23 protein-coding genes are annotated in these 26,480 nt (G+C 70.2%); 16 read left to right on the top strand and 7 right to left on the bottom strand.

Features of this window, described 5'->3' with window-relative positions:
* Positions 1-20: 20 nt before the first annotated feature.
* From IG99_RS00695 to IG99_RS00670, 6 genes are all read right to left on the bottom strand, one after another.
* Complete coding sequence (locus tag IG99_RS00695; RefSeq protein ID WP_037668451.1) at positions 21-1,010, bottom strand: zinc-dependent alcohol dehydrogenase family protein; 990 nt, start codon at positions 1,008-1,010, stop codon at positions 21-23.
* The gene (locus IG99_RS00690) at positions 1,007-1,831 is read right to left on the bottom strand and encodes a carbohydrate ABC transporter permease (protein WP_037668448.1); all 825 of its coding nucleotides are present in this window, start codon (positions 1,829-1,831) and stop codon (positions 1,007-1,009) included. Before IG99_RS00690 ends, IG99_RS00695 begins: the two co-directional genes overlap by 4 nt.
* Positions 1,828-2,766 (bottom strand): carbohydrate ABC transporter permease, encoded by a 939-nt coding sequence (locus tag IG99_RS00685; RefSeq protein WP_037668446.1) that lies wholly within the window; start codon positions 2,764-2,766, stop codon positions 1,828-1,830. Before IG99_RS00685 ends, IG99_RS00690 begins: the two co-directional genes overlap by 4 nt.
* Positions 2,763-4,136, bottom strand: a complete 1,374-nt coding sequence (locus IG99_RS00680) for an ABC transporter substrate-binding protein (RefSeq protein WP_037668443.1) — start codon at positions 4,134-4,136, stop codon at positions 2,763-2,765. The genes IG99_RS00685 and IG99_RS00680 overlap by 4 nt, the downstream gene beginning before the upstream one ends.
* A 77-nt stretch (positions 4,137-4,213) precedes the next feature.
* The gene (locus IG99_RS00675; protein ID WP_037668441.1) at positions 4,214-4,984 is read right to left on the bottom strand and encodes a DeoR/GlpR family DNA-binding transcription regulator; all 771 of its coding nucleotides are present in this window, start codon (positions 4,982-4,984) and stop codon (positions 4,214-4,216) included.
* A gap of 248 nt (positions 4,985-5,232) precedes the next feature.
* Positions 5,233-6,042, bottom strand: coding sequence for an NAD-dependent epimerase/dehydratase family protein (locus IG99_RS00670; RefSeq protein ID WP_037668438.1), 810 nt, complete (start codon positions 6,040-6,042; stop codon positions 5,233-5,235).
* Positions 6,043-6,279: 237 nt separating this feature from the next.
* Here IG99_RS00670 and IG99_RS00665 point away from each other — a divergent pair, with 237 nt between their 5' ends.
* Entirely contained in the window at positions 6,280-7,218 is a 939-nt protein-coding gene (locus IG99_RS00665; protein ID WP_037668435.1) for a 5-dehydro-4-deoxyglucarate dehydratase, read from the top strand.
* A gap of 72 nt (positions 7,219-7,290) precedes the next feature.
* Positions 7,291-8,454 carry a hypothetical protein gene (locus IG99_RS00660; RefSeq protein ID WP_037668433.1) on the top strand — a complete coding sequence of 388 codons (1,164 nt, stop codon included), beginning with the start codon at positions 7,291-7,293 and terminating at the stop codon, positions 8,452-8,454.
* Here IG99_RS00660 and IG99_RS00655 read toward each other — a convergent pair.
* Complete coding sequence (locus IG99_RS00655) at positions 8,391-9,614, bottom strand: MFS transporter (RefSeq protein ID WP_037668432.1); 1,224 nt, start codon at positions 9,612-9,614, stop codon at positions 8,391-8,393. The two genes, IG99_RS00660 and IG99_RS00655, sit on opposite strands and share 64 nt — an antisense overlap.
* A 144-nt stretch (positions 9,615-9,758) precedes the next feature.
* Here IG99_RS00655 and IG99_RS00650 point away from each other — a divergent pair, with 144 nt between their 5' ends.
* From IG99_RS00650 to IG99_RS00585, 14 genes are all read left to right on the top strand, one after another.
* A complete protein-coding gene (locus IG99_RS00650) occupies positions 9,759-10,355 on the top strand; it encodes a TIGR03086 family metal-binding protein (RefSeq protein WP_037668429.1) in 597 nt (198 codons plus the stop codon).
* A gap of 347 nt (positions 10,356-10,702) precedes the next feature.
* Positions 10,703-11,359 carry a GntR family transcriptional regulator gene (locus tag IG99_RS00645; RefSeq protein WP_037669540.1) on the top strand — a complete coding sequence of 219 codons (657 nt, stop codon included), beginning with the start codon at positions 10,703-10,705 and terminating at the stop codon, positions 11,357-11,359.
* The gene (locus tag IG99_RS00640; protein ID WP_037668426.1) at positions 11,356-12,267 is read left to right on the top strand and encodes a dihydrodipicolinate synthase family protein; all 912 of its coding nucleotides are present in this window, start codon (positions 11,356-11,358) and stop codon (positions 12,265-12,267) included. Before IG99_RS00645 ends, IG99_RS00640 begins: the two co-directional genes overlap by 4 nt.
* Complete coding sequence (gene araD, locus IG99_RS00635) at positions 12,264-14,003, top strand: L-arabinonate dehydratase (RefSeq protein ID WP_037669539.1); 1,740 nt, start codon at positions 12,264-12,266, stop codon at positions 14,001-14,003. Before IG99_RS00640 ends, araD begins: the two co-directional genes overlap by 4 nt.
* Positions 14,004-14,107: 104 nt before the next feature.
* Entirely contained in the window at positions 14,108-15,043 is a 936-nt protein-coding gene (locus IG99_RS00630; RefSeq protein WP_037668423.1) for a carbohydrate ABC transporter permease, read from the top strand.
* Positions 15,040-15,939 (top strand): carbohydrate ABC transporter permease, encoded by a 900-nt coding sequence (locus IG99_RS00625; RefSeq protein ID WP_037668421.1) that lies wholly within the window; start codon positions 15,040-15,042, stop codon positions 15,937-15,939. The genes IG99_RS00630 and IG99_RS00625 overlap by 4 nt, the downstream gene beginning before the upstream one ends.
* Positions 15,936-17,228: a pectate lyase family protein gene (locus IG99_RS00620; RefSeq protein WP_037668420.1), complete on the top strand. Its 1,293-nt coding sequence runs from the start codon at positions 15,936-15,938 to the stop codon at positions 17,226-17,228. Before IG99_RS00625 ends, IG99_RS00620 begins: the two co-directional genes overlap by 4 nt.
* Positions 17,225-18,388, top strand: coding sequence for a Gfo/Idh/MocA family protein (locus IG99_RS00615; RefSeq protein WP_037668418.1), 1,164 nt, complete (start codon positions 17,225-17,227; stop codon positions 18,386-18,388). Before IG99_RS00620 ends, IG99_RS00615 begins: the two co-directional genes overlap by 4 nt.
* Positions 18,388-19,233 carry a DUF6807 domain-containing protein gene (locus IG99_RS00610; RefSeq protein WP_037668416.1) on the top strand — a complete coding sequence of 282 codons (846 nt, stop codon included), beginning with the start codon at positions 18,388-18,390 and terminating at the stop codon, positions 19,231-19,233. Before IG99_RS00615 ends, IG99_RS00610 begins: the two co-directional genes overlap by 1 nt.
* On the top strand, positions 19,230-20,738 hold the full coding sequence (locus IG99_RS00605; RefSeq protein ID WP_037668415.1) for a glycoside hydrolase family 43 protein: 1,509 nt from the start codon (positions 19,230-19,232) through the stop codon (positions 20,736-20,738). The genes IG99_RS00610 and IG99_RS00605 overlap by 4 nt, the downstream gene beginning before the upstream one ends.
* A 41-nt stretch (positions 20,739-20,779) precedes the next feature.
* Positions 20,780-22,795: a pectinesterase family protein gene (locus IG99_RS00600; RefSeq protein ID WP_037668413.1), complete on the top strand. Its 2,016-nt coding sequence runs from the start codon at positions 20,780-20,782 to the stop codon at positions 22,793-22,795.
* Positions 22,796-22,844: 49 nt separating this feature from the next.
* On the top strand, positions 22,845-24,197 hold the full coding sequence (locus IG99_RS00595) for an ABC transporter substrate-binding protein (protein ID WP_037668411.1): 1,353 nt from the start codon (positions 22,845-22,847) through the stop codon (positions 24,195-24,197).
* A 121-nt stretch (positions 24,198-24,318) separates the two neighbouring features.
* Positions 24,319-25,116, top strand: a complete 798-nt coding sequence (locus IG99_RS00590) for a rhamnogalacturonan acetylesterase (RefSeq protein WP_037668410.1) — start codon at positions 24,319-24,321, stop codon at positions 25,114-25,116.
* 32 nt (positions 25,117-25,148) lie between these two features.
* Positions 25,149-26,474, top strand: coding sequence for a pectate lyase family protein (locus IG99_RS00585; protein ID WP_037668407.1), 1,326 nt, complete (start codon positions 25,149-25,151; stop codon positions 26,472-26,474).
* Positions 26,475-26,480 lie beyond the last annotated feature (6 nt).

Raw genomic sequence — 26,480 nt, 5'->3', positions numbered from 1 at the left:
CCGTCCACCGGAGCCGCCCGCTAGGGCACCACCACGATCTTGCGGCCCACGCCCGACGCGAACTGGTCCAGGGCCTCGGGATAGCGGTCCAGGGGGATCCTGTCGCTGATGAAGACCTCGGGGTCGAGGACGCCGCCCGCGAAAAGCTCCGCCGCTCGTTCGAAGCTGTGCAGGACCGCCATCGAGCCGGTGATCGTGATCTCCTGGTTGTAGATGCGGTACGGGTCGATCGTCACCCGGGTCGCGTAGTCGGCGACGCCGAACTGCAGGAACGTGCCGGCCTTGGCCACCCGGTCGAGGCCGTCCTGGATCGCCGCCGCGTTGCCCGTCGCGTCGACGACCACGTCCCAGCCCTGCGGCCGGTCCAGCTCGTCCGGGCTCGCGGCGGACGCCGAGACACCGAGCCGGCGGGCCGTCTCCAGACGGGCCGGGTTCACGTCGACCACGTCGACGCTCGCCGCGCCCGTCCGCTTCGCCAGCTCCAGCATCATCAGGCCCATGGTCCCGGAGCCGTACACCAGGACGTGGGCGCCGAGGCGGGAGCGCAGCACGTCGTAGCCGCGCACCGCGCACGACAGCGGCTCGACCAGGGCCGCGTCCTGAGTGCGGATGTGGTCGGGCAGCCGTACGCAGTTCGCGACCGGCGCCACCGCGTACCGCGCCGCGCCCCCGGCCGCCGTCACGCCGATCGCCGCCCACCGCTCGCAGAGGTTGTTGTGGCCGGTACGGCAGTATCGGCACTCGTGGCAGTACAGGGAGGGGTCCACCGCGACCCGGTCGCCGGCCGACACCTCCGTGACCTGGGTGCCGACCCCGACCACCTCGCCGGCGAACTCGTGCCCCGGCACGATGGGCAGCTCGGGCGCGAACTCGCCCTGGAGGATGTGCAGGTCGGTGCCGCACAGGCCGCACGCGGCGACCTCGACGACGACCTCGCGCGGCCCGGGCGTCGGGTCCGGAACCTCGGCGACGACGGCGCGGCCCACGGACTCGATGACGGCGGCCTTCATTTCACGGCTCCCAGTGACAGGCCCTGGACCAGCTTGTCCTGGGCGGCGAACCCCGCGGCGAGCACCGGCAGGGAGATGACGAGCGACGCGGCGCACACCTTCGCCAGGAACAGGCCCTGGCTGGTGATGAAGCCGGTCAGGAAGACAGGGGCCGTCTCGGCGACCACACCGGTCAGCACCCGTGCGAAGAGCAGTTCGTTCCAGCTGAAGATGAAGCAGATGAGAGCGGTCGCGGCGATACCCGGGAGAGCGATGGGCGCCACGACCCGGGTGAGGACCGTGGGCAGTCTCGCTCCGTCCACCCGCGCCGCCTCGATCACCGCGACCGGGACCTCGGCGAGGAAGGACTGCATCATCCACACCGCGATCGGCAGGTTCATGGACGTGTAGAGGATGACGAGGAGCCAGATGTTGTCGAGCATCCCCGTGTTCTTCGCGAACAGGTAGATCGGGAGCAGGCCCGCCACCACCGGCAGCATCTTCGTCGACAGGAAGAAGAACAGGACGTCCGTCCACTTCCTGACCCGGCGGATGGACAGCGCGTAGGCCGCCGGGAGGGCCAGCACCAGGACGAACAGGGTCGACGCCACCGAGGCGACCGTGGAGTTGATCAGTGCGGGCCAGGGGCTCGCCCCGCCGCCCGTGCCGAAGAACTCGCGGTAGCCGTCCAGGGTCAGGGCGGCGCCGAAGCTCGGCGGGTTGGTCGCCGCGTCCGCCTCGGAGTGGAGGGACGTCAGGGCCATCCACGCGATGGGCAGGAAGAACAGGATTCCGAGAAGCCAGGCCACCAGGCCCAGCCCGTTGCGGCGCAGGACGCTCATGCGCGCGACACCTCCTCGCGGAACAGGGACGACACCACGCGCAGGGCGAAGGTCGCGATGACGATCGAGCCGATGACGACCAGGACGCCCGCGGCCGAGGCGAGGCCGTTCTCGTGGGCCTGGTAGAAGCTCTGGTAGACGGTGTAGGGGAGGTTGGCCGTGCCCAGGCCGCCGGATGTGATCGTGAAGACCGCGTCGAAGTTCTGCACGATGTAGATCGAGCCGAGCAGGGCGCCCAGTTCCAGGTAGCGGCGCAGGTGCGGGAGTGTCAGATGGCGGAAGATCTGCCAGTCGCTCGCGCCGTCCACCCGCGCGGCCTCGATCTGCTGCTGGTCGCGGCTCTGCAGGCCGGCCAGCAGGATCAGCATCATGAACGGCGTCCACTGCCAGACGAGAGAAGCCTCGACGGCGAGGAGCGGGGTGTGGGAGATCCAGTCGGGCTGTGGACCGCCCACATAGTGCAACAGCCCATTGAACAGCCCGTATTCGGGGTTGTAGAGCACATGCTTCCAGAGCAGCGCCGCCGCCACCGGGACCACCAGGAAGGGGGCGATGAGCAGGGTGCGGACCACGCCCCGGCCCGGGAACCTCCGGTCGAGGAGCAGGGCGAGCAGCAGGCCCAGGACCAGGCTGGCCAGTACCACCGCCACCGTCAGCAGGACGGTCGTCCAGACCGAATGGCGCAGGTCGGTGTCGGTCAGCACCTGGTGGTAGTTGTCGAGGCCGGTGAAGTGACGGGCCTTGGGGTAGAGGGCGTTCCAGTCGAAGAAGGAGATCACCAGCGTGGCCACGAACGGGAGTTGGGTGACCACGATCATGAAGATCAGGGCGGGGAGCAACGGGGCCCGGGTGGCCCAGGCGCGCAGCCGGGCGGGGGGTCGCGTCGGGGCGCGGACGGGCAGGGCGGCCGGTGGGGCCGTGGTCGTGGCGGTCATCGTCCCTCGTACTCCTCGGAGATGCGCTCGGCGAGCTGTTGGGACTTCTTCAGGGCCGACTCGACGGACTGGCGTCCGGCGATGGCCGCGCTGATCTCCTGGGAGACCTTGGTGCCGAGGTCGGTGAACTCGGGGATGCCGACGAACTGGATGCCGGGCGCGGGGCGCGGCTGCACGCCGGGGGCATTCGGCCGGGCGCCCTCGATGGCCTCCTTGGTCATCTCCTGGAAGGCGGCGGCCTCCTTGACGTAGGCGGGGTTGTTGTACGTCGAGGCGCGTTTGCCGGCGGGGACGTTCGACCAGCCGATCTTGTCGCCGACCAGCTGTTCGTACTGTTTGCCGGAGGCCCAGGAGACGAATTTCCAGGCGTTGTCGGGGTTGCGGGAGGCGTGCTGGATGCCCCAGGCCCAGGTGTAGAGCCAGCCGGAGGACTTCGTCTCCTCGACGGGCGCGGGAGCGTAGCCCACCTTGCCCTTGACGGGGGAACCGGACGCCTCCAGGGAGCCGGCCGCGGATGTGGCGTCGTACCACATGGCGACCTTGCCCTGGGTCATGTTGTTGAGGCACTCGGCGAAGCCGGACTGGGCGGCGCCGGACTCGCCGTGTGCGCGGACGAGGCCGACGTAGAACTTGGTCGCCTTCTCGAACTCCGGGGAGTCCAGCCGTGCCTTCCAGTCCTGGTCGAACCAGGTGCCGCCGAAGGTGTTCACGACGGTGGTCAGCGGTGCCATGACCTCGCCCCAGCCCGGCAGGCCGCGCAGGCAGATGCCCTTCATGCCCGGCTCGGCCCCGTCCGCCTTCGCCGCCAGGTCGGCCACCTGCTCCCAGGTGGGGTGCGCGGGCATCGTCAGGCCCTTCTGTGCGAAGACGTCCTTGCGGTACATCAGGAAGGACGATTCGCCGTAGAAGGGCTGGCCGTAGAGCTTGCCGTCGTCGCCGGTCAGGGACTGGCGCATCGGTTTGAGGACGTCCTGTTCGTCGTAGGCGCGGTCCTTGGCGACGTACGTGTTCATCTCGTGCAGCCAGCCGTTGCGGGCGTAGATCGGTATCTCGTAGTTGGAGAGGGTGGCGACGTCGTACTGGCCGGCCTGGTTGGCGAAGTCCTGGCTGATCTTGTCGCGGACGTCGTTCTCGGGCAGGACGGTGAAGTTGACCTTGATGCCGGTCTCTTCGGTGAAGTGGGCGGCGGTGAGCTTCTGCAACTCGGTCATCTGCGGGTTGTTGACCATCAGGACGTTGAGGGAGTCGCCGCCCGACCCCGCCCCGCCGGCCCCGACCCAGCAGCCGGAGAGCAGCGGGGCGAGCAGCGTCCCTGCGGTGGCCGCGGCGAGCGTGGCTCGCGGTGGCCGTCGTCGGCTCGGGGTTCGCATGGATCGCTCCTGGACATAGGGGGTGTAACGGGTGCCATGAGGCATGGGGGTGCCCTATGGGTGAGTGCGTTGGACTTTCAGACCCGGATGACCTGCGGTCCCAGCAATGAGTAGCGGTGGGCCTCGGCCGAGGGGAGCAGGGTGCTCGTCACGATCGCCTCCAGCGCGCTCACCTCGGCGAACCGGCAGAAGCTGACCGCGCCGAACTTGGTGTGCACGCCCGCGAAGACCGTGCGCCGCGCGGCACGGACGGCCTGGGTCTTGACCTCGCTGACGGCCGGGTCGGGTGTGGTGAGTCCGTGTTCGCGGGTGATGCCGTTGGCGCCGATGTAGGCGAGGTCGACGACGAAGCCGGCGAGCATCTTCGTCGTCCAGTGGTCGACGGTGGCGAGCGTGCCGGGGCGCACCCGGCCGCCGAGGAGCAGGACGGACACGTGGTCGGACCCGGCGAGTGCGCCCGCGACGGGCAGGGACGCGGTGACCACGGTCAGCGGCCGGTCCCTCGGGAGCGCCTCGGCGATGAGCTGCGGGGTGAAGCCCTCGTCGACGAAGACCGTTTCGGCGTCGCCGAGCAGTTCGGCCGCGGCGGCCGCGATCCGGCGCTTCTCGGGGACGTGGCTGGTGGCGCGGAAGGCGAGCGTCGTCTCGAACCCGGCGCTCTCCACCGGATAGGCGCCGCCGTGTGTGCGGCGGACCAGGCCGTGATCCTCCAGGGCGCGCAGATCCCGTCGTACGGTCTCCTTGGCGACGCCCAGTGCGGCCGCGAGGGCGGTGACGTCGACCGAGCCGGTGGCGCGGGCGGCCCGCACGATCTCCCGCTGGCGCTCCTCCGCCGTTCTCTGGTTCATTCCCACACCTCACCTTCCTGCCCGTTCGGGCCCGGTAAGGCCCATGGGGGAAGTTCTACAGCGGGGGTGCGGCGGTGACCAGGTCTGTTGCGGGCCCGATGGTGCCCGTATCGGCCCGATTCCCGGGGCGGAGTGCCCGGCTCGGACCTGCGTGGTTTCCGCGGACGGCGTGGGAACGGGCACCGCCGGTGCCCGAATGCGGCGGCGGGCGGGCCCGCTCGGTGCCCGCCCGCCATCTTGCGGTCCTGTCAGTACGGCCAGATCGGCGGGTCGCTCACGAAGTGGCCGCCCAGGTAGGCGTGCGCGATGTTGTCCGGGTCGAGGTCGCCCTGCTCGGCGATCAGCTTCTCGGCGTACGGCTCGGAGTCGTCCTGCGGCTCGTAGCCGAGCGATCGCGCGGAGGTCAGGTCCCACCACAGCCGGGTGTTGGCGGAGGAGCCGTAGACGACGGTGTGGCCGACGCCCTCTGCGGTCAGGGCCGCGTGCAGCAGGCGCGCACCGTCGGCCGGGCTCATCCACACCGAGAGCATCCGCACGCTGGTCGGCTCCGGGAAGCAGGAGCCGATGCGCACCGACACCGTCTCCAGGCCGAACTTGTCCCAGTAGAGCTGGGCGAGGTCCTCGCCGAAGGACTTGGACAGGCCGTAGAAGGTGTCCGGGCGGCGCGGGGCGTCGATCGGGATGAGGGGGTCGTCGCCCTGCGGGCGCGGGGTGAAGCCGACCGCGTGGTTGGAGGAGGCGAAGACGATCCGCCCGACGCCCTCCTCGCGGGCCGCCTCGTAGAGGTTGTAGGTTCCTTCGATGTTCGAGCGCAGGATCTTCTCGAAGGGGGCTTCCAGGGAGATGCCCGCGAGGTGGATGATCGCGTCGACGCCCCGCACGGCCTCCCGCAGGGCCTCCTTGTCCACCAGGTCCGCGACGACCGCGTCCGGCTCGCCCTCGATCGGGCGCACGTCGAGCAGGCGCAGCTCATAGCCGTAATCCGGGAGCAGGCCCCGCATCAGGGTGCCGAGCCCGCCGGCGGCGCCGGTGAGCAGAACGGTGCGGGGAGCTGGCATCCTCGGGTCTCCTTGCGTCGACAGCCGCATTCTTGTACAGGATTCACATTCGTGGACACGCTAAGGATCGTCGGCGCGTCACGTCAAGTATGGCGCGGAGCTGGTCATTCGCCTGGTCGTTGCTCGGTGAGGCGACGCATGTGCGCTTGACCGCCGCTCAAGCGGCTCCTTAGGGTGGATGTGTTCAGAAATGTAAACAAGGATCATAAGAGTGAGCGCCTGTTCTAGGGAGAGCCCGTGACGCCAGCCCCGCTCGCCACACGCCTGCGTGTCCCCAGCGGCCCGCTGTTCTTCCCCGTCACCGCCTACGGCCCTGACGGGTCCGTCGACCTCGACACCTACCGCGAGCACGTCCGCGGCGGGGTGGAGGCCGGGGCCGCCGCCGTCTTCGCGTGCTGCGGCACCGGGGAGTTCCACGCGCTCACCCCCGAGGAGTTCGAGCAGTGCGTGCGGGCCGCCGTGGAGGCGACCGAGGGGCGGGTGCCGGTCGTCGCGGGCGCCGGGTACGGGACCGCGCTCGCGGTGCGGTACGCGCGACTGGCGCGGGAGGCCGGGGCGGACGGGCTGCTCGCCATGCCGCCCTACCTCGTGATCGCCGGCCAGGAGGGCTTGCTGCGCCACTACCGCGAGGTGGCCGCGGCGACCGAGCTGCCCGTCATCGTCTACCAGCGCGACAACGCCGTGTTCACGCCCGAGACCGTCGTCGAACTCGCACGCACCGAGGGGATCATCGGCCTCAAGGACGGCCTCGGCGACCTGGACCTCATGCAGCGCATCGTCAGCGCCGTCCGCTCCGAGGCGCCGGGCGACTTCCTCTACTTCAACGGCCTGCCGACCGCCGAACAGACCCAGCTCGCCTACCGCGGCATCGGCATCACGCTCTACTCCTCCGCCGTGTTCTGCTTCGCCCCCGAGATCGCCCGCGCCTTCCACCGCGCCCTCGGCTCCGGCGACGACACCACCGCGGGCCGGCTCCTCGACGGCTTCTACCGGCCGTTCGTCGACCTGCGCGCCCAGGGCCGCGGCTACGCCGTCGCCCTCGTCAAGGCAGGCGTACGGCTGCGCGGTCTCGACGTGGGGGAGGTCCGGCCCCCGCTGCACGAGCCGAGCGAGGATCATGTGAAACAACTCGCGCAGGTGATCGAGCGCGGGTACGCGTTGCTGGACGAGAAGTGAATCCGCTCCCGGACGGCACCGAGTGACGCCGCCGCCGGACGAACGACAAGTGAAGCTGCCGCAGGAGGACACGTGAAGGCGTCGACATTCGTCTATCCCTGGGACGTCAACGGCGACCCGCAGGCCCCGGCCCGCATCGCCGGGCTCGGGGTGCGGCAGGTGACGCTCGCCGCCGCCTACCACTCCACCCGCGCGCTCACCCCCCGCCACCCACGCCACCGCATCGTCACCGCCGAGCACGCGGCCGTCCTCTATCCGCCGGACGCCCGCTGGGAGGGCCGCCCGCTGCGCCCCTACCGGGCCGGCGACTGGGCCCCCGGCGACGCGTACGGCGAGGCGGCCACCGCTCTCGCCGACGCCGGTCTGGACGTGCACACCTGGGTGGTCCTCGCGCACAACTCCCGCCTGGGCGCCGAACACCCGGGCACCTCGGTCGTCAACGCCTACGGCGACCGCTACCCCTGGGCCCCCTGCATCGCGCAGCCCGCCACGCGCGCGTACCTGGTCGACCTCGCAGCAGAGGCCGCCGTACGGCCCGGCGCCGGCGGCACCGAACTGGAGTCGCTCGGCTGGTACGGACTGCAGCACCTGCACGCCCACGACAAGACCGGCGGGGTCGGCCTCGGGGACGCCGGGTACTACCTGATGGCGCTCTGCTTCTGCTCCACCTGCCGCGAGGGGTACGCCGCCCAGGGCCTCGACCCCGACGAGCTGGCCGTCGCCGTACGCGCCGCGCTGGAGCCGCTGTGGCAGGGCGCGACCGATGACCAGGGCTGGGCGGGCGTGGAGAAGCTGCTCGGCGAGACGACGGCGGCGGCCACGCGCGCGTGGCGCGACGAAACCGCCTGCACCCTCCAGGAGGCGGCCGTCGCCGCCGTCCGCGCCGCCGCCCCCGAGGGCTTCCAGATCCTGTTGCACGCGGACCCCGTGACCTACCGCGTCGGAGCCAACCCCGGCGTCGACCCCGCGCACATCCTGTCCGTCGCGGACGGCGTCGTCGTGCCCTGCGCGGGCGGCCCCGGGCTGCTGACGCCGTTCACCGAGCAGGGCCGCCCGGACGCGGTCCTCGCCGCCAACCTCGGCGTCGTCTCCGGCATGGGCGGCAGCCCGGGCACCCTCGCGGTGGACGCGGCGCGGGCCCGTGACCTCGGGGCCACGGAACTGCGGCTGTATCACGCCGGGTTGGCGTCGGACGGCGACCTGGAAGCCGTGCGCAAGGGGCTCAGCGGACTCTGAGCCAGCACCACCAGCTGCCCCAGACCCAGGATCACGAGCAGCAGCCGGTGGTCGACCAGCTCCACCAGCAGCGCCCCCGCGGCGAGACCGACCGCGTTCGGCGCGAACAGCAGCGTGTTGGCCGTGGCCACGGCACGGCCCAGCGTCCGCTGAGGCGTCCCGGCCTGTACGGCGGTGAGCGCGGCGATCAGCACACAGGGCAACCCCGCGCCGATCGCCGCGCTGCACGCCACCACCACCGCGTCGGACGGCACCGCCCGCAACGCCACCGCGACACCGGTGAGCGCCATCCCGGCCACCGCGAACCGCCGCGCGCCCAGCCGACGCAGGGCGGCGCCCGAGGCCACCCCCACCGCGACGGACCCGGCGCCCTGGGCCGCGTACAGCACACCGACGAACGCGGGGGAGCGGCCGAGCCCGTCGACGACCGCGTAGATCAGCGCCCCGTTGACGCCCGCGAACAGCATCGTCGTACCGCCGGCCAGGACCAGGTGCCGCAGCCGGGCGTCCCGCCGCAGAGACCGGGCGCCCTCGGCGGTCTGCTCCCACCAGCCGCTCGTGGCCGGCTCCGGGCCGCTCTCGCGGACCCGCACACAGGCGTACAGCACAGCCGCCCCCACGAAGGTCATCGCGTCCAGCAGGGCGACACTCGGGCCGCCGTACGCCGCGTAGAGGCCCGCCCCCGCCAGCGGGGCCACCAGTTTCACGCCCTCGACGGCCGTCGTCCGCAGCCCGTTGAAATCGCCGAGCAGCTCCGGGGCGACGGCCGCCGCGACCAGCGCCGACTTGGCCGCCTCGTGCACGACGGACGCCGTGCCGTACACCAGCAGCACCGTGAACAGCAGCCACAGGCCTGCTGGTGAGTCGACGGTGAGGAGGGTCAGCAGCAGGCCCGCCAGCAGCAGGTCGATCGAGATGAGCAGGGGCTTGCGGCGGGTGCGGTCGGCGAGCGTGCCCAGGGGCGGCCCCGCGAGGGAAGGCGCCCACAGGGCGAACGTGCACAGCGCGGCCAGCCCGTCCGAACCGGTGAGGTCCTTCACCCACACACCGGCCGCCAGCCACAGCGCCGAGGTCCCCAGGCCGGAGACCACCACCGCGGCGAGATACAGCGCCGCACTGCGGTCGCGCAGCACGCGCGACACGGTCCAAGTCGTCGTCATGCCTGGTCATCGTGGTGCTGAGGAGGGGGTGTGCGGATCGGGCAGATGCCCTAGAGGACGCGCTCGTCCATCGCGGCGCGATGAGTTTCCTGCCCCGGGCCAGTCCACACCTCGAGGTGACCCTGCGTCTTCGAGGAGCGGAACATGACCAGTACGACCTTGCTCGATCTCGGGCCCCAGGCCAGGATCGTCGCCGGCCTCGCGGCGGGCGTGCGGGAGGAGCAGCTGACGGACGCCACGCCGTGCCCGGGCATCGCGGTGCGCAACATGCTCGGGCACCTGCTCCACCTCTCCGTCGCCTTCCGCGACGCCGGGCGCAAGGACCTGGGCGTCACGACCGACACCGACCCCACCGCCGCCGTGCCCGACATCGGCCCCGGCTGGCGCGAGGAGCTGCCCAAGGTCCTCGACGAACTCGCCGAGGCCTGGCGCGACCCCGCCGCCTGGACCGGCATGACCCGCGCGGGCGGCATCGACCTGCCCGGCGTGGTCGCCGGCGCGGTGGCGGCCGACGAGCTGGTCATCCACGCCTGGGACCTGGCCCGCGCCACCGGCCAGCCCTACGAGCCGGACCCCGCGGCGCTGCGGGCGTCCCACGACTTCCTCCTCGCCGCCGCCGAGGAACCCGACCGGGGCGGCGGCATCTTCGGCCCGGTCGTCCCGGTCCCGGCCGACGCGCCCCTGTTGGACCGGGCGGTGGGGCTGAGCGGACGTGACCCCGGTTGGAGGAGCACGCCGTGATCCGGAGACACCGCGCTTCGCAGAGTTGCAGTGGCACACGGATCCGGAACGGCTGAATGCCCGAGCTGAACGCGATGTGATCGAGCGCGCGTGCATATCTCCTCATCGACCGCATCGCGAAGGCGAACAGATCCACCGGGCACCCGAAGACGCGGGCCGCGCGGCGGGGGCGGGCGTGGAAGCGGCTCCCCCGTCGCGCGCAACGCCAACTTCCTTTGCCAGAAGCATTGACGAAACACACGCGCCCTCCCTAGTTTCATCGCGTCGTACTTCGTACGTCATATATGAGACGCGATATGTGAGATCCGATCCGAGATCCTGTGATCCGTGAGATCCGAGAGGCGCGCATGACCTCTGTGCCCACGCCGATCCCGTCCCGCACGCAATACGTGCTGGAGGGGATCAAACACCGCATCCTGACCGGGCAGTTGACGCCGGGCCAGGCCCTGGTCGAGACCGAGCTCGCCGCGCAGTTCGGGGTGTCCAAGACCCCTGTGCGCGAGGCGCTCAAGACCCTGGCCGGCACCGGACTGGTCGTGATGAACCAGTACAAGGGCGTCACGGTGCGCATGGTGGACGCGGACATGGCGCGCGAGGTCTACGACGTACGGCTGCTGCTGGAGCCGGAGGCGCTGCGCAGGTCGGTGCGGCGCGGGGCGTCCCTGGAGGCGGCGCGCTCCGCGCTGACCCGGGCCGACGAGGCCACGGACACCGCCGAACGCTCCCTCGCCAACCGGGAGTTCCACCGCTCCCTGTACGTACCGTGCGGCAACCCGCTGCTCGGCCGGATGCTCGACGAGGTCCGCGACCAGGCCGCCCTGGTCTCCGCCGTCGCCTGGGCCGCCGACCCCTCCTGGGAGCGGGAGGCCGCCGAGCACCGCGAGATCCTCCGGCTCGCCCTGAGCGGCGACGCGGACGGCGCGGCGGGCGCGCTGCACGCCCATATCGCGTCCTTCGTCCAGCGGGCGTTCCCCGGGGCGCCGGAACAGGAAGGTCAGGAATGAGCAGCGTGGTGTTCGAGACCCAGCGGGCGGCCCTGGCCGACGTGGTCGCGATCCCGGTGACCCCGTTCGCCGAGGACGGCTCCGTCGACCAGGAGACCCACCGGGCCCTGTTGCGCCGGCTGCTCGACGGCGGCATCACCACGCTCACACCGAACGGAAACACCGGCGAGTTCTACGCCCTCACCCCGGAGGAGCGCCGGCTCGTCACCGAGATGACGATCGATGAGGCAGGGGATCGTTCGACGATCCTCGTCGGCGTCGGTCACGACGTGCCCACCGCGATCGCCTCCGCCCGGCACGCCCATGAGCTGGGCGCGGCCATGGTGATGGTCCACCAGCCCGTCCACCCGTACGTCTCGCAGAGCGGCTGGGTCGACTACCACCGCGCGATCGCCGAGGCCGTCCCCGAGCTGGGTGTGGTCCCGTACATCCGCAACGCGCAACTGGCCGGCGCCCGGCTCGCCGAACTCGCCGACGTCTGCCCGAACGTCATCGGCGTCAAGTACGCGGTCCCGGACGCGGCCCGGTTCGCCGCCTTCGCCCGGGACGCGGGCCTGGAACGCTTCGTCTGGGTCGCCGGCCTCGCGGAGCCGTACGCCCCCTCGTACTTCTCCGCCGGCGCCACCGGCTTCACCTCGGGGCTCGTGAACGTCAACCCGGCCGTCTCGCTGAACATGATCGAAGCGCTCCGGTCCGGCGACTACCCGGCCGCCATGAAGGTCTGGGAACAGATCCGCCGCTTCGAGGAGCTGCGCGCCGCCAACGGCTCCGCCAACAACGTCACCGTCGTCAAGGAGGCGCTCGCCTCCCTCGGGCTGTGCCGTCGGGACGTACGGCCCCCGAGCCGGCCGCTGCCCGAGGAGGAGCGCGCCGAGGTGGCCGCGATAGCCGCCGGGTGGTCCGTATGAACGCGCCGGCCAACAGGAAGCGCCCGGAGGAGTTGCGCAGCCACCAGTGGTACGGCACGGAGGGGCTGCGCTCCTTCAGCCACCGCGCCCGCACGCGCCAGCTCGGCTACCTCCCCGAGGAGCACCTGGGCAAGCCCGTCATCGCGGTCCTCAACACCTGGTCGGACATCAATCCCTGTCATGTGCACCTCCGTGACCGGGCGCAGGCCGTCAAGCGGGGCGTGTGGCAGGCGGGCGGCTTCCCGCTGGAGTTCCCGGTCTCCACCCTCAGCGAGACCTTCCAGAAGCCGACCCCGATGCTCTACCGCAACATGCTCGCGATGGAGACCGAGGAGCTGCTGCGCTCCTATCCGGTCGACGGCGCCGTCCTCATGGGCGGCTGCGACAAGACCACGCCCGCGCTGCTGATGGGCGCCGCGAGCGCCGACCTGCCGACGGTGTTCGTGCCCGCGGGGCCCATGCTGCCGGGGCACTGGCGCAACGAGGTCCTCGGCTCCGGCACCGACATGTGGAAGTACTGGGACGACAAGCGGGCCGGTCTCATCGGCGACTGCGAGATGGCCGAGCTGGAGAACGGCCTCGCCCGTTCGCCGGGCCACTGCATGACGATGGGGACGGCGTCCACGCTGACCGCGGCGGCGGAGGCGCTGGGCGTGACGGTGCCGGGTGCGTCGAGCATTCCGGCCGTGGACTCGGGGCACGATCGGATGGCCGCCTCGGCGGGCATGAGGATCGTTGAACAAGTCCACAAGGGGCGCGTCCTCTCCGAGATCCTCACCCGTGACGCCTTCGAGGACGCGGTGACGACCGTCCTCGGCCTCGGCGGCTCCACCAACGCCGTGATCCACCTGATCGCCATGGCCGGCCGCGCCGGTGTGAAGCTCACCCTCGACGACTTCGACCGCATCGCCCGCACGGTCCCCGTCCTCGCCAACGTCCGCCCCGGCGGCCAGAAATACCTGATGGAGGACTTCCACTTCGCCGGCGGCCTGCCCGGGTTCCTCTCCCGGATCCCGGACCTGCTCCACCTGGACCGGCCGACCGTCTCGTACGACACCCTGCGCGAGCAGATCGACGGCGCCCAGGTCCACAACGACGACGTCATCCGGCCCCGGGACAACCCGGTCGCGAGCGAGGGAGGGGTCGCGGTACTGCGCGGCAACCTCTGCCCGGACGGCGCGGTCATCAAGCACATCGCCGCCGAGCGGCACCTGCTCAAGCACACCGGCCCCGCGGTCGTCTTCGACGACTACAGGACGATGCAGCGGACCATCAACGACCCGGAGCTGGGCATCACCGCCGACAGCGTGCTGGTGCTGCGCAACGCCGGACCCAAGGGTGGCCCGGGCATGCCCGAGTACGGCATGCTGCCCATCCCCGACCACCTGCTCAAGCAGGGTGTGCGGGACATGGTGCGGATCTCCGACGCCCGGATGAGCGGCACGAGCTACGGCGCGTGCGTGCTGCACGTGGCGCCGGAGTCGTACATCGGCGGACCGCTGGCCCTCGTGCGCACGGGTGACTCGATCACCTTGGACGTCGAGGCCCGCACCCTCCATCTCAACGTGGACGACGAGGAGTTGGAGCGGCGCAGGGCGCAGTGGACGCCACCGCCCGTCCGCTACGAGCGCGGCTACGGCGCGCTCTACAACGAACAGATCACCCAGGCCGACACCGGCTGCGACTTCGAGTTCCTGGCCCGCCCGGGCAAGGTGCAGGACCCGTACGCGGGCTGAACCGCACGCAGTTCGAACAGGGCGCAGCCCTGCCCACGTAGAAAGCGCTTCACCCGCACGTACACGCACTACGCACGCACGACGTACAAGAACGGAGAACAGTCATGGCCCAAGCCGCAGCCGTGGCGAAACCGCCCGCGCCACCCCGGCGGCGCCGGGCCTCCGCCACGCCGCGCAGGCTGCCGTACCTGCTGATCGCCCCGGCGGCCCTGCTGATGCTGGGCTTCATCGCATACCCGGTGATCAGCGTCTTCTACTACAGCCTGCAGAACTACAACCCCACCAAGCCGTGGCGGAACGGATTCGCGGGCTTCGACAACTTCGTCCACGCCTTCACCGACGACCCGCAGTTCTGGGACACGCTGATCTTCAGCGGCAAGTGGGTCGTCGTCGAGGTCGGGCTCCAGCTGCTCTTCGGTCTCGCCCTGGCGCTGATCGTCAACCAGACCTTCGTCGGCCGCGCGCTGGGCCGCGCGCTGGTCTTCTCCCCCTGGGCCGTCTCCGGCGTGCTGACCTCCGCGATCTGGGTGCTGCTCTACAACTCCCAGACCGGCATCACCCGTTACCTCGCGGACATGGGCATCGGCTCCTACGGCACCAGCTGGCTGTCGGACACCTCCACCGTCTTCCCGGCGGCGGTCGTCGCCGACCTCTGGCGCGGTGTGCCCTTCTTCGCGATCCTCATCCTCGCCGACCTCCAGTCCGTCTCGAAGGACCTGTACGAGGCCGCCGAGGTCGACGGCGCCAGCCGGATCAAGCAGTTCTGGCACATCACCCTGCCCCATCTGAAGGACGCCATCGTCCTGTCCACGCTGCTGCGCGCGGTGTGGGAGTTCAACAACGTCGACCTGCTCTACACCCTGACCGGTGGCGGTCCCGCGGGGGAGACCACCACCCTCCCGCTGTACATCGCCAACACATCCGTCGACGCACACAACTTCGGCTACGCGTCCGCCCTGACCACGGTCGCGTTCGTGATCCTGCTCTTCTGCTCGGTGGTCTATCTGCGGCTGAGCAAGTTCGGAGGTGAGGAGAAGTGATCACCAAGGAGGCCACCGAGGTCGCACCGGCTCCCCGGGACGAGGTCCCCGAGCCGCCCCGCCCCGCCAAGAAGCGCGAGCGCGCCTGGGACGAGGCACCGCGCTGGCAGATCTATCTGCCGCTCGGGATCTACCTGATCTTCACCTTGATCCCCTTCTACTGGATCCTGCTCTTCGCGCTGCGCCCGGCCGGCTCGACCTCGCTGGTGCCCTGGCCGATCACCTTCGAACACTTCGAGAAGGTGTGGACGGAGCGGTCCTTCGGCACCTACTTCCAGAACAGCGTCCTCGTCGGCGTCGCGACCCTGCTGGTGACGACGGTCGTCGCGCTGGCCGGCGGCTACGCGCTCGCCCGGTTCAACTTCAAGGTCAAGCGGGCCTTCATGCTCGCCCTGCTCTGCTCCCAGTTCGTGCCGGGCGCGCTGCTCCTCGTGCCGCTGTTCGAGATCTTCGCCGAGCTGAAGATGATCAACTCACTGGGCAGTGTCATCCTCGCGGAGACCGTCTTCCAGCTGCCGCTGTCGATGATCCTGATCAGCAACTTCATCAAGAACGTGCCGTACTCCCTGGAGGAGGCGGCCTGGGTCGACGGCTGCAACAGGATGACCGCCTTCAGGATCGTCGTCCTGCCGCTGCTGCGGCCCGGTCTGATCGCCGTCGGCTCCTTCGCCTTCGTGCACTCCTGGAACCACTTCCTGTTCGCCCTGATGTTCCTCAACAACCAGGAGAAGCAGACCATCCCGGTCGGCCTCAACACCCTGATGAGCGCGGACAGCGTCGATCTCGGCGCCCTCGCGGCGGGCGGCATCATCGCCGCCGTACCCGTGGTGATCGTGTTCGCCTTCATCCAGAAGTGGCTGATCACCGGCTTCAGCGCGGGGGCGGTGAAGGGATGAGGGGCCGTCACATCGCCGTACTGGCAGGCGTCCTGGGCCTGCTGTGCGTCCCTGCCCACGCCGAGGGCCGCGACATCAGCCGCGACACCCTCCCGGCGAACGACGGCTGGGCGGCGTACGGCACCGGCACCACCGGGGGCGCGGCCGCCGACGACGCCCACGTCCACACGGTCACCGACCGCGCCGGACTCGTCCGCGCCCTGGACAACGGCAGCGACACCCCGAAGATCATCAAGATCGCCGGGACCATCGACGCCAACACCGACGACGACGGCTCCCACCTCGGCTGCGCCGACTACGCCACCGACGGCTACAGCACGAAGAAGTACCTCGCCGCCTACGACCCCCGCACCTGGGGTTCCGCCAGGCCCAGCGGTCCTCAGGAGGAGGCCCGCCAGGCATCCGCGGCGAAGCAGGCGGAGCGGGTCGCGCTGACCGTCGGCTCCAACACCACCATCGTCGGCCTGGGCAAGAAGGCCGTCCTCAAGGGCGCCAGCCTCCAGGTCAGGAACGCGGACAACGTCATCCTGCGCAACCTCGACGTGCGCGACGCCTACGACTGCTTCCCCGTCTGGCAGCCCAACACCGGCGGCCTCGGCGACTGGAAGACGGCGTACGACACCATCTGGCTCTCCGGCGCCACCCATGTCTGGGTCGACCACGTCACCGCCTCCGACCAGGGCCACCCGGACGCGAAGGAGCCCACCTACTTCGCCCGCAACTACCTCCGCCACGACGGCCTGCTGGACATCACCAACGGCTCCGACCTCGTCACCGTCTCCTGGAGCCGGTTCGCCGACCACGACAAGGCGATGCTCATCGGCAACGGCGACACGGTCACCGGCGACCGCGGCAAGCTCCGGGTCACCCTGCACCACAACGAGTTCGAGTCGGTCGTCCAGCGCGCCCCGCGGGTCCGCTTCGGGCAGGTGCACCTCTACAACAACCGCTACGTGATCCCCGAGGACGGCGGCGACTACCGCTACTCGATCGGCGTGTCGACCGAGTCCGCGATCCACGGCGAGAACAACGCCTTCCACGCCCCCGGCCACGTCGAGGTCGCCGACCTGGTCAAGAGCTGGAACGGCACCGCGCTGCACCAGAGCGGCACTCTCTTCAACGGCTTCCCCGTCGACCTGCTCGCGATCCACAACGCCTACAACTCCGGAAGCGAGCGTGATCTCACGGCGGACGTCGGCTGGACGCCTACCCTGCACACAAAGATCGACAGCGCCGAGGCGGCCGACCGGAAGGTGGCGCGCGGCGCGGGCGCAGGGAGGCTCCCATGACCGTACCCATCGTCCTCGCGGGCGCGCGCGGCCACGGCCGCTGGCACCTGGACAACATCCGCAGGCTCCAGGACAAGGGCATCGTCCGCCTGGCGGGCATCTGCGAACTGACCCCGCTGACGTCCGACGAGATCCCCGAGGGCCTCGGCACGCCCGAGCAGGCGAGCGACTTCGGCGCGTTGCTGGACTCCACCGGCGCCCAGGTGGCGGTGATCTGCACGCCGATCCCCACCCACACGGACCTGGCGCTGACGGCCGCCGACCGGGGCGTCCACCTTCTCCTGGAGAAGCCCCCAGCCCCCTCCTACGCCGAGTTCCGCCGGATGGCCGACGGGATCGCCGAGGCGGGCGTGGTCTGCCAGATCGGCTTCCAGTCGCTCGGCTCGCACGCCGTGCCCGCGATCCGCGAGCTGATCGCCGACGGCACCATCGGCGAGGTCACCGGGGTCGGGGGCGCCGGCGCCTGGGCCCGCGCGCAGGCCTACTACCGGCGGGCCCCCTGGGCGGGCAAGCGGCGGATGAACGGTGTGGACGTGATCGACGGGGCGCTCACCAACCCGCTCGCCCACGCCGTCGCCACCGCCCTCGCGCTGGCCGGCGCCACCCGTGCCGAGGACGTCACCGGCATCGAGACCGAGCTGCTGCGCGCCAACGACATCGAGTCCGACGACACCTCCTGCGTCCGCGTCACCACCGCCGACGACCGCCAGGTCACCGTCGCCGCGACCCTGTGCGCCGAGCACCCCGACGAGCCGTACGTCCTGGTGCACGGCAGCCGCGGCCGGATCACCCTCTGGTACAAGCAGGACCGCGTCCTGCTCCAGCGCGCCGCCCACGGCCCCGAGGAGTACGAGTACGGCCGCACCGACCTGCTGGAGAACCTGGTCGACCACCTCACCGACGGCGCCGAGCTGCTGGTGACCCCGGACGCGACCGGCGCCTTCATGAAGGTCGTCGAGGCGATCCGGACGGCCCCCGACCCGGCCCCGCTGCCCGACGCCGCCTGGGAGCTGCTGCCCGACGAGGACCGCAGGGTCGTGCCCGGCATCGACGGACTCGTCGCGGCCGCCGCCGACACCCTCTCCCTCTACTCCGAACTCGGCGCCTCCTGGGCGCTGTCCGCCAAGGTCCCCAAAGCGCCGAAAGAGGTGAGCACCTGATGACGACCAACGACTCCCCGGTCCTGCGCGTCGCGGGCCGCCCGGTCGGCCGGTACGTCACCCGGCCCGAGCTGCCCGCACGGCTCTCCCCGCGCCCGTACCTGCACCCCGTCACCACCCTGTCCGGCACGGCGGTCACCGAACTGAGCCCCGCCGACCACACACACCACCTCGGCGTCGGTGTCGCCGTTCCCGACGTCGAGGGGTTCAACTTCTGGGGCGGACGCACCTACGTCCGCGACCGGGGCCCGACCGAGCTCGACAACCACGGCGCCCAGCGGCACACCGCGTTCCAGCTGCGCGACCCCGACGGCTTCGTGGAGGAGCTGCGCTGGGTCGCCTCGGGGGCCGAGCTGCTGCGCGAGCGCCGTACGGTCGCGGCCACCGGACTCACCGACACCGCCTGGGCGCTGGACTTCACCTTCTCCCTGACCAACGTCACCCAGGACCCGCTGTCCATCGGCAGTCCCGCCACCAACGGACGCCCCGGGGCGGCCTACGGCGGCTTCTTCTGGCGGGCCCGCAAGGAGGACGCGGCACCGGAGGTCTTCACGGCAGACGCGCAGGGCGAGAAGAACGTCCACGGCGGCCGCGCCGACTGGCTCGCCCTCGCCGGCTCCACCTGGACGCTGGCCTTCGCCGGTGCCACCGAACAGACCCGCAGGGACCCGTGGTTCGTGCGCACCGAGGAGTATCCGGGCGTGGGATCGTCGCTGGCGTACGACGACCGAGTGCCGGTCCCGCCGGGCGAGACCGTCGTCCGGCGGGTCGTCACCGTCGTCGCCGACGGCCGCCTCGACCGGGACGAGACCGCCACACTGGTGCGCAAGGCGGTGAGCGCATGACCGAGGGGACCTACCGCAACCCGGTGCTGAACGCCGACTGGTCCGACCCCGACGTCGTCCGAGTCGGCGACGACTTCTACCTCACCGCCTCCAGCTTCGGCCGCGCCCCCGGCCTGCCGCTGCTGCACTCCCGCGACCTGGTCAGCTGGACGCTGGTCGGCCACGCCCTCGAACGCCTGGAACCGGCGGGCGAGTTCACCTCCCCCCGCCACGACTGCGGGGTCTGGGCGCCGTCCCTGCGCCACCACGACGACCGGTTCTGGATCTTCTGGGGCGACCCCGACCAGGGCATCTTCCAGGTCAACGCACCCGCGATCCGCGGCCCCTGGACCCGCCCGCACCTGGTGAAGGGGGGCAAGGGCCTGATCGACCCCTGCCCCCTGTGGGACGACGAGACCGGCGAGGCCTACCTGGTGCACGGCTGGGCCAAGTCCCGCTCCGGCGTCAAGAACCGCCTCACCGGCCACCGTATGCACCCCGACGCCACCTCCCTCCTCGACGAGGGCAAACTGATCGTGGACGGGGACCGCATCCCCGGCTGGTTCACCCTCGAAGGCCCCAAGCTCTACCGGCACGACGGCTGGTTCTGGATCCTGGCGCCCGCCGGGGGAGTGGAGACGGGCTGGCAGGGCGCCTTACGCGCGCGGGACTTCTTCGGTCCGTACGAGGAGAAGATCGTCCTCGAACAGAAGGACACCGACGTCAACGGCCCCCACCAGGGCGGCTGGGTGCGCACCCCGTCCGGCGAGGACTGGTTCCTGCACTTCCAGCAGCGGGGCCCCTACGGCAGGGTCGTACACCTCCAGCCGATGCGCTGGGACACCGACGGCTGGCCGGTGATCGGGGACGACGGCGCCCCCGTGGCCGTCCACACCCGGCCCGACCTGCCGCACCAGCCGCCCGCCGCACCCGCCACCGACGACGACTTCCCCGGCGGACGGTTCGGACGGCAGTGGCAGTGGACCGCCAACCCGCAGGACGGCTGGGCCACCCAGCACTCCGGCGACGGACTGCGGCTGTCCTGCGTCCGCTCGGTGGACGCGCACGACCTGCGCAAACTGCCCAACGTCCTCACCCAGCGACTGCCCGGCACCCCGTCCGTCGTCGAGGTGGACCTGCGCCTGCACAGCGAGGAGCCGGGAGCACGGGCCGGGCTCGCGGTCCTCGGGGACGCGTTCGGCTGGATCGGGCTCCAGCGCGGCGCCGACGCCACGGTCCACGTCGTCCACCGGTTCGCCGAGTCGGTCGCCGAGCGAGAACGCGACGCCGCTCATCCGCGTCTCGCACCGGACGGCCGGGTGAGGCTGCGCATCGAGATCGGCGCCGGCGCCCGCTGCCGCTTCTCCTACGACGTCGGCGACGGCCCGTGCCCGTCGGGTCCCGTCTTCGCCGCCACCCCCTGGCGCTGGGTCGGCGCCCTGCTGGGCCTCTTCGCCCTCGCGCCCGTCGGGTCGGGACACGCGGGCGCCGCCGCGTTCACGCGGTTCCGGATCACCGACTTGTAACCCCTTTTTCCCTATCCCTGTTACGCCTGTTGGGAGCCGCAATGACGCACTTCCCTAGCAAGCGCTTGCCCCGGTCGGGCTTCGCCCTGACCGCGGTCGCGGGCCTGATCGCCACCCTCGGGCTCGGCGCGGTCGGTGAGGCGAACGCCGCCGCGTCCGCCCCTGCCGCCGCGTCCGCCCCTGCCGCCGCATCCGTCCCGGCCGCACGTGTCGCGGATGCCCGCTGGACCGACCAGGCCCATGGTTTCGCCTCGCTGGCCGGTGGCACCACGGGCGGGACCGGCGGCAAGGTCGTCACCGTCACTGACCAGGCCTCGCTGGCGCGGTATGCCGCCGCCGACGAGCCGTATGTCATCCGGGTGGCGGGGTCCGTGGCCGTGGAGCCCTTCGGCTCGGACATCGTCGTCGCCTCGAACAAGACGATCATCGGAGTCGGTGACACCGGTGAGATCGTCCACGGCGAACTGCACCTCAACCCCGGCACCCACAACGTCATCATCCGCAACCTGACGATCCGCGACTCCTACGTCGAGGGTGACTGGGACGGCAAGACCAACGACTTCGACGCCATCCAGATGGACACCGTCGACCACGTTTGGATCGACCACAACCGATTCACGCGCATGGGCGACGGTCTGCTCGACATCCGCAAGGACAGCCAGTACGTCACTGTCTCCTACAACCAGTTCAGCGACCACAACAAGGCGTTGGGGATCGGCTGGACGACCAACGTCCAGACGCAGATCACCATCGACCACAACTGGTTCACCGGCACCAAACAGCGCAACCCCTCGGCGGACAACTGTGCCTACGCGCACCTCTACAACAACTACCTCTCCGCCCAGGTGGCCGACCGCGACCCGGTGTGGACGTATGGGAACTGGTCGCGGGGCCGCACCAAGATGGTCATCGAGAACAGTTACTACGACAGGGTCCAGCACCCCTACCAGGCCGACACCACCGCGGAGTTGGTGCAGCGTGGATCGATCCTCAAGCGTACGAGCGGCCGGACCGACGCGCGGGGCAAGGCCTTCGACCCGCGGGAGTTCTACGACTACCGGCTCGATCGCGCCGCCGCCGTCCCCGCGCTGGTGCGGAAGTTCTCCGGGCCGCAGAAGCGGATCGGCGTGACGCTGGACGTTCCGGGCGCGTACCCGACCGTGCAGGCGGCCGTCGACGCCGTGCCCGTCGGCAACGACGTGCCGGTGACGATCGCGATCGCACCGGGAACCTACCGGGAGAAGGTCTTCATCCCCGCGACCAAACCGAACCTCGTGCTGCAGGGGACTGGACAGGACCGCTCCGACGCCGTCATCGTCTTCGACACGCCCGCCGAGTACGGCGGCTCCACCGGGAGCGCCACCGTACGGATCGCTGCGAACGACGTCACGGCCCGCAACCTCACCTTCAGCAACGACTTCGACGAGGCCGCGCACGAACTCAAGGGCGAGCAGGCGCTGGCGATGAAGACGACCGGCGACCGGATCGTCTTCGAGAACACGGCCTTCCTGGGCAACCAGGACACCCTGATGACCGACAGCCCCAAGCTGAACGTTCCCACCCGGGTCTACGTCCGCGACTCCTACATCGAGGGTGACGTCGACTTCATCTACGGGCGGGCCACCACGGTGATCGAGCGCTCGGTGATCCGGGCGCTCAGTCGGGGCTCGGACACCAACAACGGCTGGGTGACGGCTGCTTCGACCTGGAAGGAGAACCCGCACGGGTTCCTGATCACCCGGTCGAGGATCGTGAGTGACGCGCCGGCCGGGAGCTTCCACCTCGGGCGGCCCTGGCACCCGGGCGGGGAGCCGGACGCCGTCGCGCAGGTCCTGATCCGGGACACCGAGCTGCCCACCGCGATCAAGGCGACTCCGTGGACGGACATGAGCGAGTTCTCCTGGAAGGACGCCCGGTTCACGGAGTACCGGAATTACGGGCCGGGGTCGGAAATCACCCCGGACCGGCCGCAGATGAGCGACGAGGACGCGAGGAAGCACACCGTCGCCGCGTACCTCAAGGGTGACGACGACTGGACGCCGTACGCCCGGCACTGACCCCCCACAACTTCATATCTCCGTTTGATCCAGAAGAGAGAGCCGACCAATGAAGAGCAGCATCCGCAGAAGCAGGCGCGCGGCCGTGGCCGTCGCCCTGGGCTCCGTCCTCGCCCTGACCGCCACCGCCTGCGGTGACGACGGCAGCGGGTCCGGCGGCGACAAGGGGGCCGAGGGCAGCGGCAAGGGCAAGATCGTCTTCTGGGACAACAACGGTGGCGTCCGCACCGACATCTGGAAGCAGATCATCGCCGACTTCGAAAAGGCGAACCCGGACATCAAGGTCGAGTACGTCGGGATCGCCTCCACGGAGTACCAGTCCAAGGTCGACACCGCCATCCAGGGCGGCGGCCTGCCGGACGTCGGCGGAGTCGGTGCGGCGATGCTCGCCGGTTTCGCCGCGCAGAACGCGCTGGACCCGCTGGAAGAGCGGCTCTCGAAGTCGTCGCTGAACGGCAAGCTCAACGAGGGCATGATCGCGTCGCTGAAGGCCGCCGGCGGCGGTGACGAAAAGCTGTACTCGATTCCGACCTCCGCGAACAACGGTGTCCTGTACTACCGCACCGACCTGTTCAAGAAGGCGGGCCTGGACGAGCCGGCGACGTGGGAGAAGTTCTACGCGGCTGCGGAGAAACTCACCAACAAGGGCAAGAACGAGTTCGGGTACACCATTCGCGGTGGTGCGGGGTCCATTGCCCAGGCACTCGACGCGATGTACGGGCAGTCCGGCATCACCTCCTTCTGGGACACGAGCGGCGAGAAGACGACCGTCAACGATCCGAAGAACGTCGAGGCGCTGAAGAAGTACGCGGCGCTGTTCAAGAAGGTCACCCCGGCAGCCGACCTCAACAACGACTTCACCAAGATGGTCGCGCAGTGGGACTCCGGCACGATCGGGATGCTGAACCACAACCTCGGGTCGTACCAGGACCACGTGAAGGCTTTCGGGGCCGACAAGTTCCGGGGCATACCGCAGCCCATCGGTCCTGGTGGCAAGCGCGTTCAGGTGTCCAACCCGGTGGACGGCCTCGGGGTGTTCAAGGGTTCCAAGAACAAGGAGGCCGCCTGGAAATTCGTCGAGTTCGCCGTCTCGCACGAGTCCAACTCCAAGTGGAACGAATCGGCGGGAGCGGTGCCGTCCAACACGGAGGCCGCCAAGGACGCGTGGATAGCGAAGGCCGAGCCCACGAAGCTGGCCGCGCAGGCGCTGTCCGACGGTTCCACCACCATTGTTCAGCTTCCTTACTACCTGCCTGACTGGAACACGATCTCGAAGGCGGACAACGAGCCGAACTTCCAGAAGGTGCTGCTCGGGAAGATGAGCGCGAAGGACTTCCTGGACACGATGGCTGAGCAGTTGAACAAGGCTCAGGACGAATGGAACCAGCAGAAGAAGGGCTGATTCCGCAGGTCTTCCAGGGGCGGTCCGTGGTGTGCGGGCTGTGGGCCGCCCCTGGCTCGTCGCGCAGTTCCCCGCGCCCTCAGGTGGGACTGCTCATCCTTCCCCCGAAAGGTGCACGCTGGTGTCTTTGAACCGTAGACAGGTCACAGCCGCGGCACTCGCCGCAGTTCCTCTCGCCTTTGCGGGCGCTGGTACCGCACAGGCCGGACGTCGTCAGGAGAAGAAGATTTACCTCGCCGGTGACTCCACCGCAGCCCAGAAATACGCCGACGCGGCCCCCGAGACCGGGTGGGGCATGGCGCTGCCGTTCTTTCTCCGCAAGGATCGCCCGGTCGCCAACCATGCCGTGAACGGACGCAGTTCCAAGAGCTTCATCGACGAGGGCCGGCTCGACGCGATCCTTTCGGTGATCAAGCCCGGCGACCTCCTTCTCATCCAGTTCGGGCACAACGACGAGAAGACCGAGGACCCGACGCGTTACACCGAGCCGTGGACGACGTACCAGGACCACCTGCGGAGGTACCTCACCGGGGCCCGGGCGCGCGGGGCGCGGCCCGTGCTCGCCACTTCGGTCGAACGGCGCAAGTTCGATGCGAGCGGCAAGTCCCTGCCGACGCACGGCGAGTACCCGGCCGCGATGCGGGCGCTCGCCCTGAAGGAGGGCGTGCCGCTGCTCGACATCCAGGCGCTGTCGATCGCGCTGTGGCAGAGGCTGGGCGTCGAGGAGACCAAGAAGTACTTCAACTGGACCGCGACCGAGCAGGACAACACGCACTTCAACCCACCCGGCGCGATCGCCGTGGCGCGGCTGGTGGCGCGGGAGCTGCTGCGCACGCGAGTGCTTGAGCCGGCCGAGGTGCGTCGGCTCGACGAGCAGATTCCCGAGTCCTGGATCACCTGGCCGAAGGCCGCGGCGTAACGCCCCCATTTTCGAAAAGGAGAGCCGCACACATGCACCCACAGAGATGGCATGGGCATGTCACCACTCGAACGATGGCCGCTCTGGTCGGCTGCACCGCACTGGTGCTGACCCTCACCGGCACCGCCTCCGCCCAGGCCGACACCAGCGATCCCGCACGGCAGACGCTCGGGGCGAAGGACGGGTGGGGGTCGTACGGCAGCGGGACCACCGGTGGTGCCGCCGCCGACACCGACCACGTCTACACCGTGACCACCTGGGCCGGATTCAAGGCCGCGCTCGCCGCCGGGGGGAGCGCGCCGAAGATCATCAAGGTGAAGGGCACGATCGACGCGGTGTCGGAGGGGTGTGACGCACTTGCCGTGCCCGGGTACGACTTCGACGCCTATCTCGCGAAGTACGCGCCGGAGAAGTGGGGTCTCGACACCGACCTGAGCGCCGAGCCGGACGACAGCCCGGAGGGTCTGCGCCGGGCCTCCGCCGACAACCAGGACCAGCAGATCAAGGCGAATGTCCCCGCCAACACCACGATCATCGGCGTCGGCAGGAACGCCGGCTTCAAGGGCGCCAGCCTCCAGATCAAGGCCGTTGACAACGTCATCGTCCGCAATCTCACCTTCGAGAGCCCCGTCGACTGCTTCCCGCAGTGGGACCCGACCGACACCTCGACCGGCGCCTGGAACTCCGAGTACGACACCGCGGTCGTCTACGGCTCCACCCATGTGTGGCTGGACCACAACACGTTCACCGACGGCAGCCACCCCGACAGCAAGGCACCGACGTACTTCGGCACGCTGTACCAGCAGCACGACGGTGAGCTGGACATCGTCCGGGGATCCAACTACGTCACCGCGTCCTGGAACGCCTTCGCCGACCACGACAAGACGCTCATGATCGGCAACAGCGACAGCGAGTCGACGGCCGCGGGGGACCGGGGCAAGCTCAAGGTGACGCTCCACCACAACCTCTTCCGCAACCTCGTCGAGCGCGCGCCCCGCGTCCGCTTCGGACAGGTCGACGTGTACAACAACCACTTCGTGGCCGGCCAGGACTACGTCTACAGCTTCGGCATCGGCAAGGAGTCCCAACTCGTCGCCGAGCACAATGCCTTCACGCTGCCGGCCGGGATCAGCCCGGCGAAGATCCTGAAGAAGTGGATGGACTCGCCGCTCACCGCCGCCGACAACCGCGTCAACGGCAAGGTGGTCGACCTGATCGCCGTGCACAACGCGGAGATCCCCGGCGAGATGCTCCGGTCGGACGGCGACTGGACGCCCACCCTGCGCACCAAGATCGACTCCACGAAGGCGGTCCCGGCCGTCGTCGACCACCGCGCGGGCGCCGGCCGCATCTGCTGACGCCCG

It is taken from the genome of Streptomyces griseus subsp. griseus (genome assembly GCF_000720255.1).
Classification (GTDB): domain Bacteria; phylum Actinomycetota; class Actinomycetes; order Streptomycetales; family Streptomycetaceae; genus Streptomyces; species Streptomyces griseus_I.
This window is presented reverse-complemented; position numbering and strand designations above follow the sequence as displayed.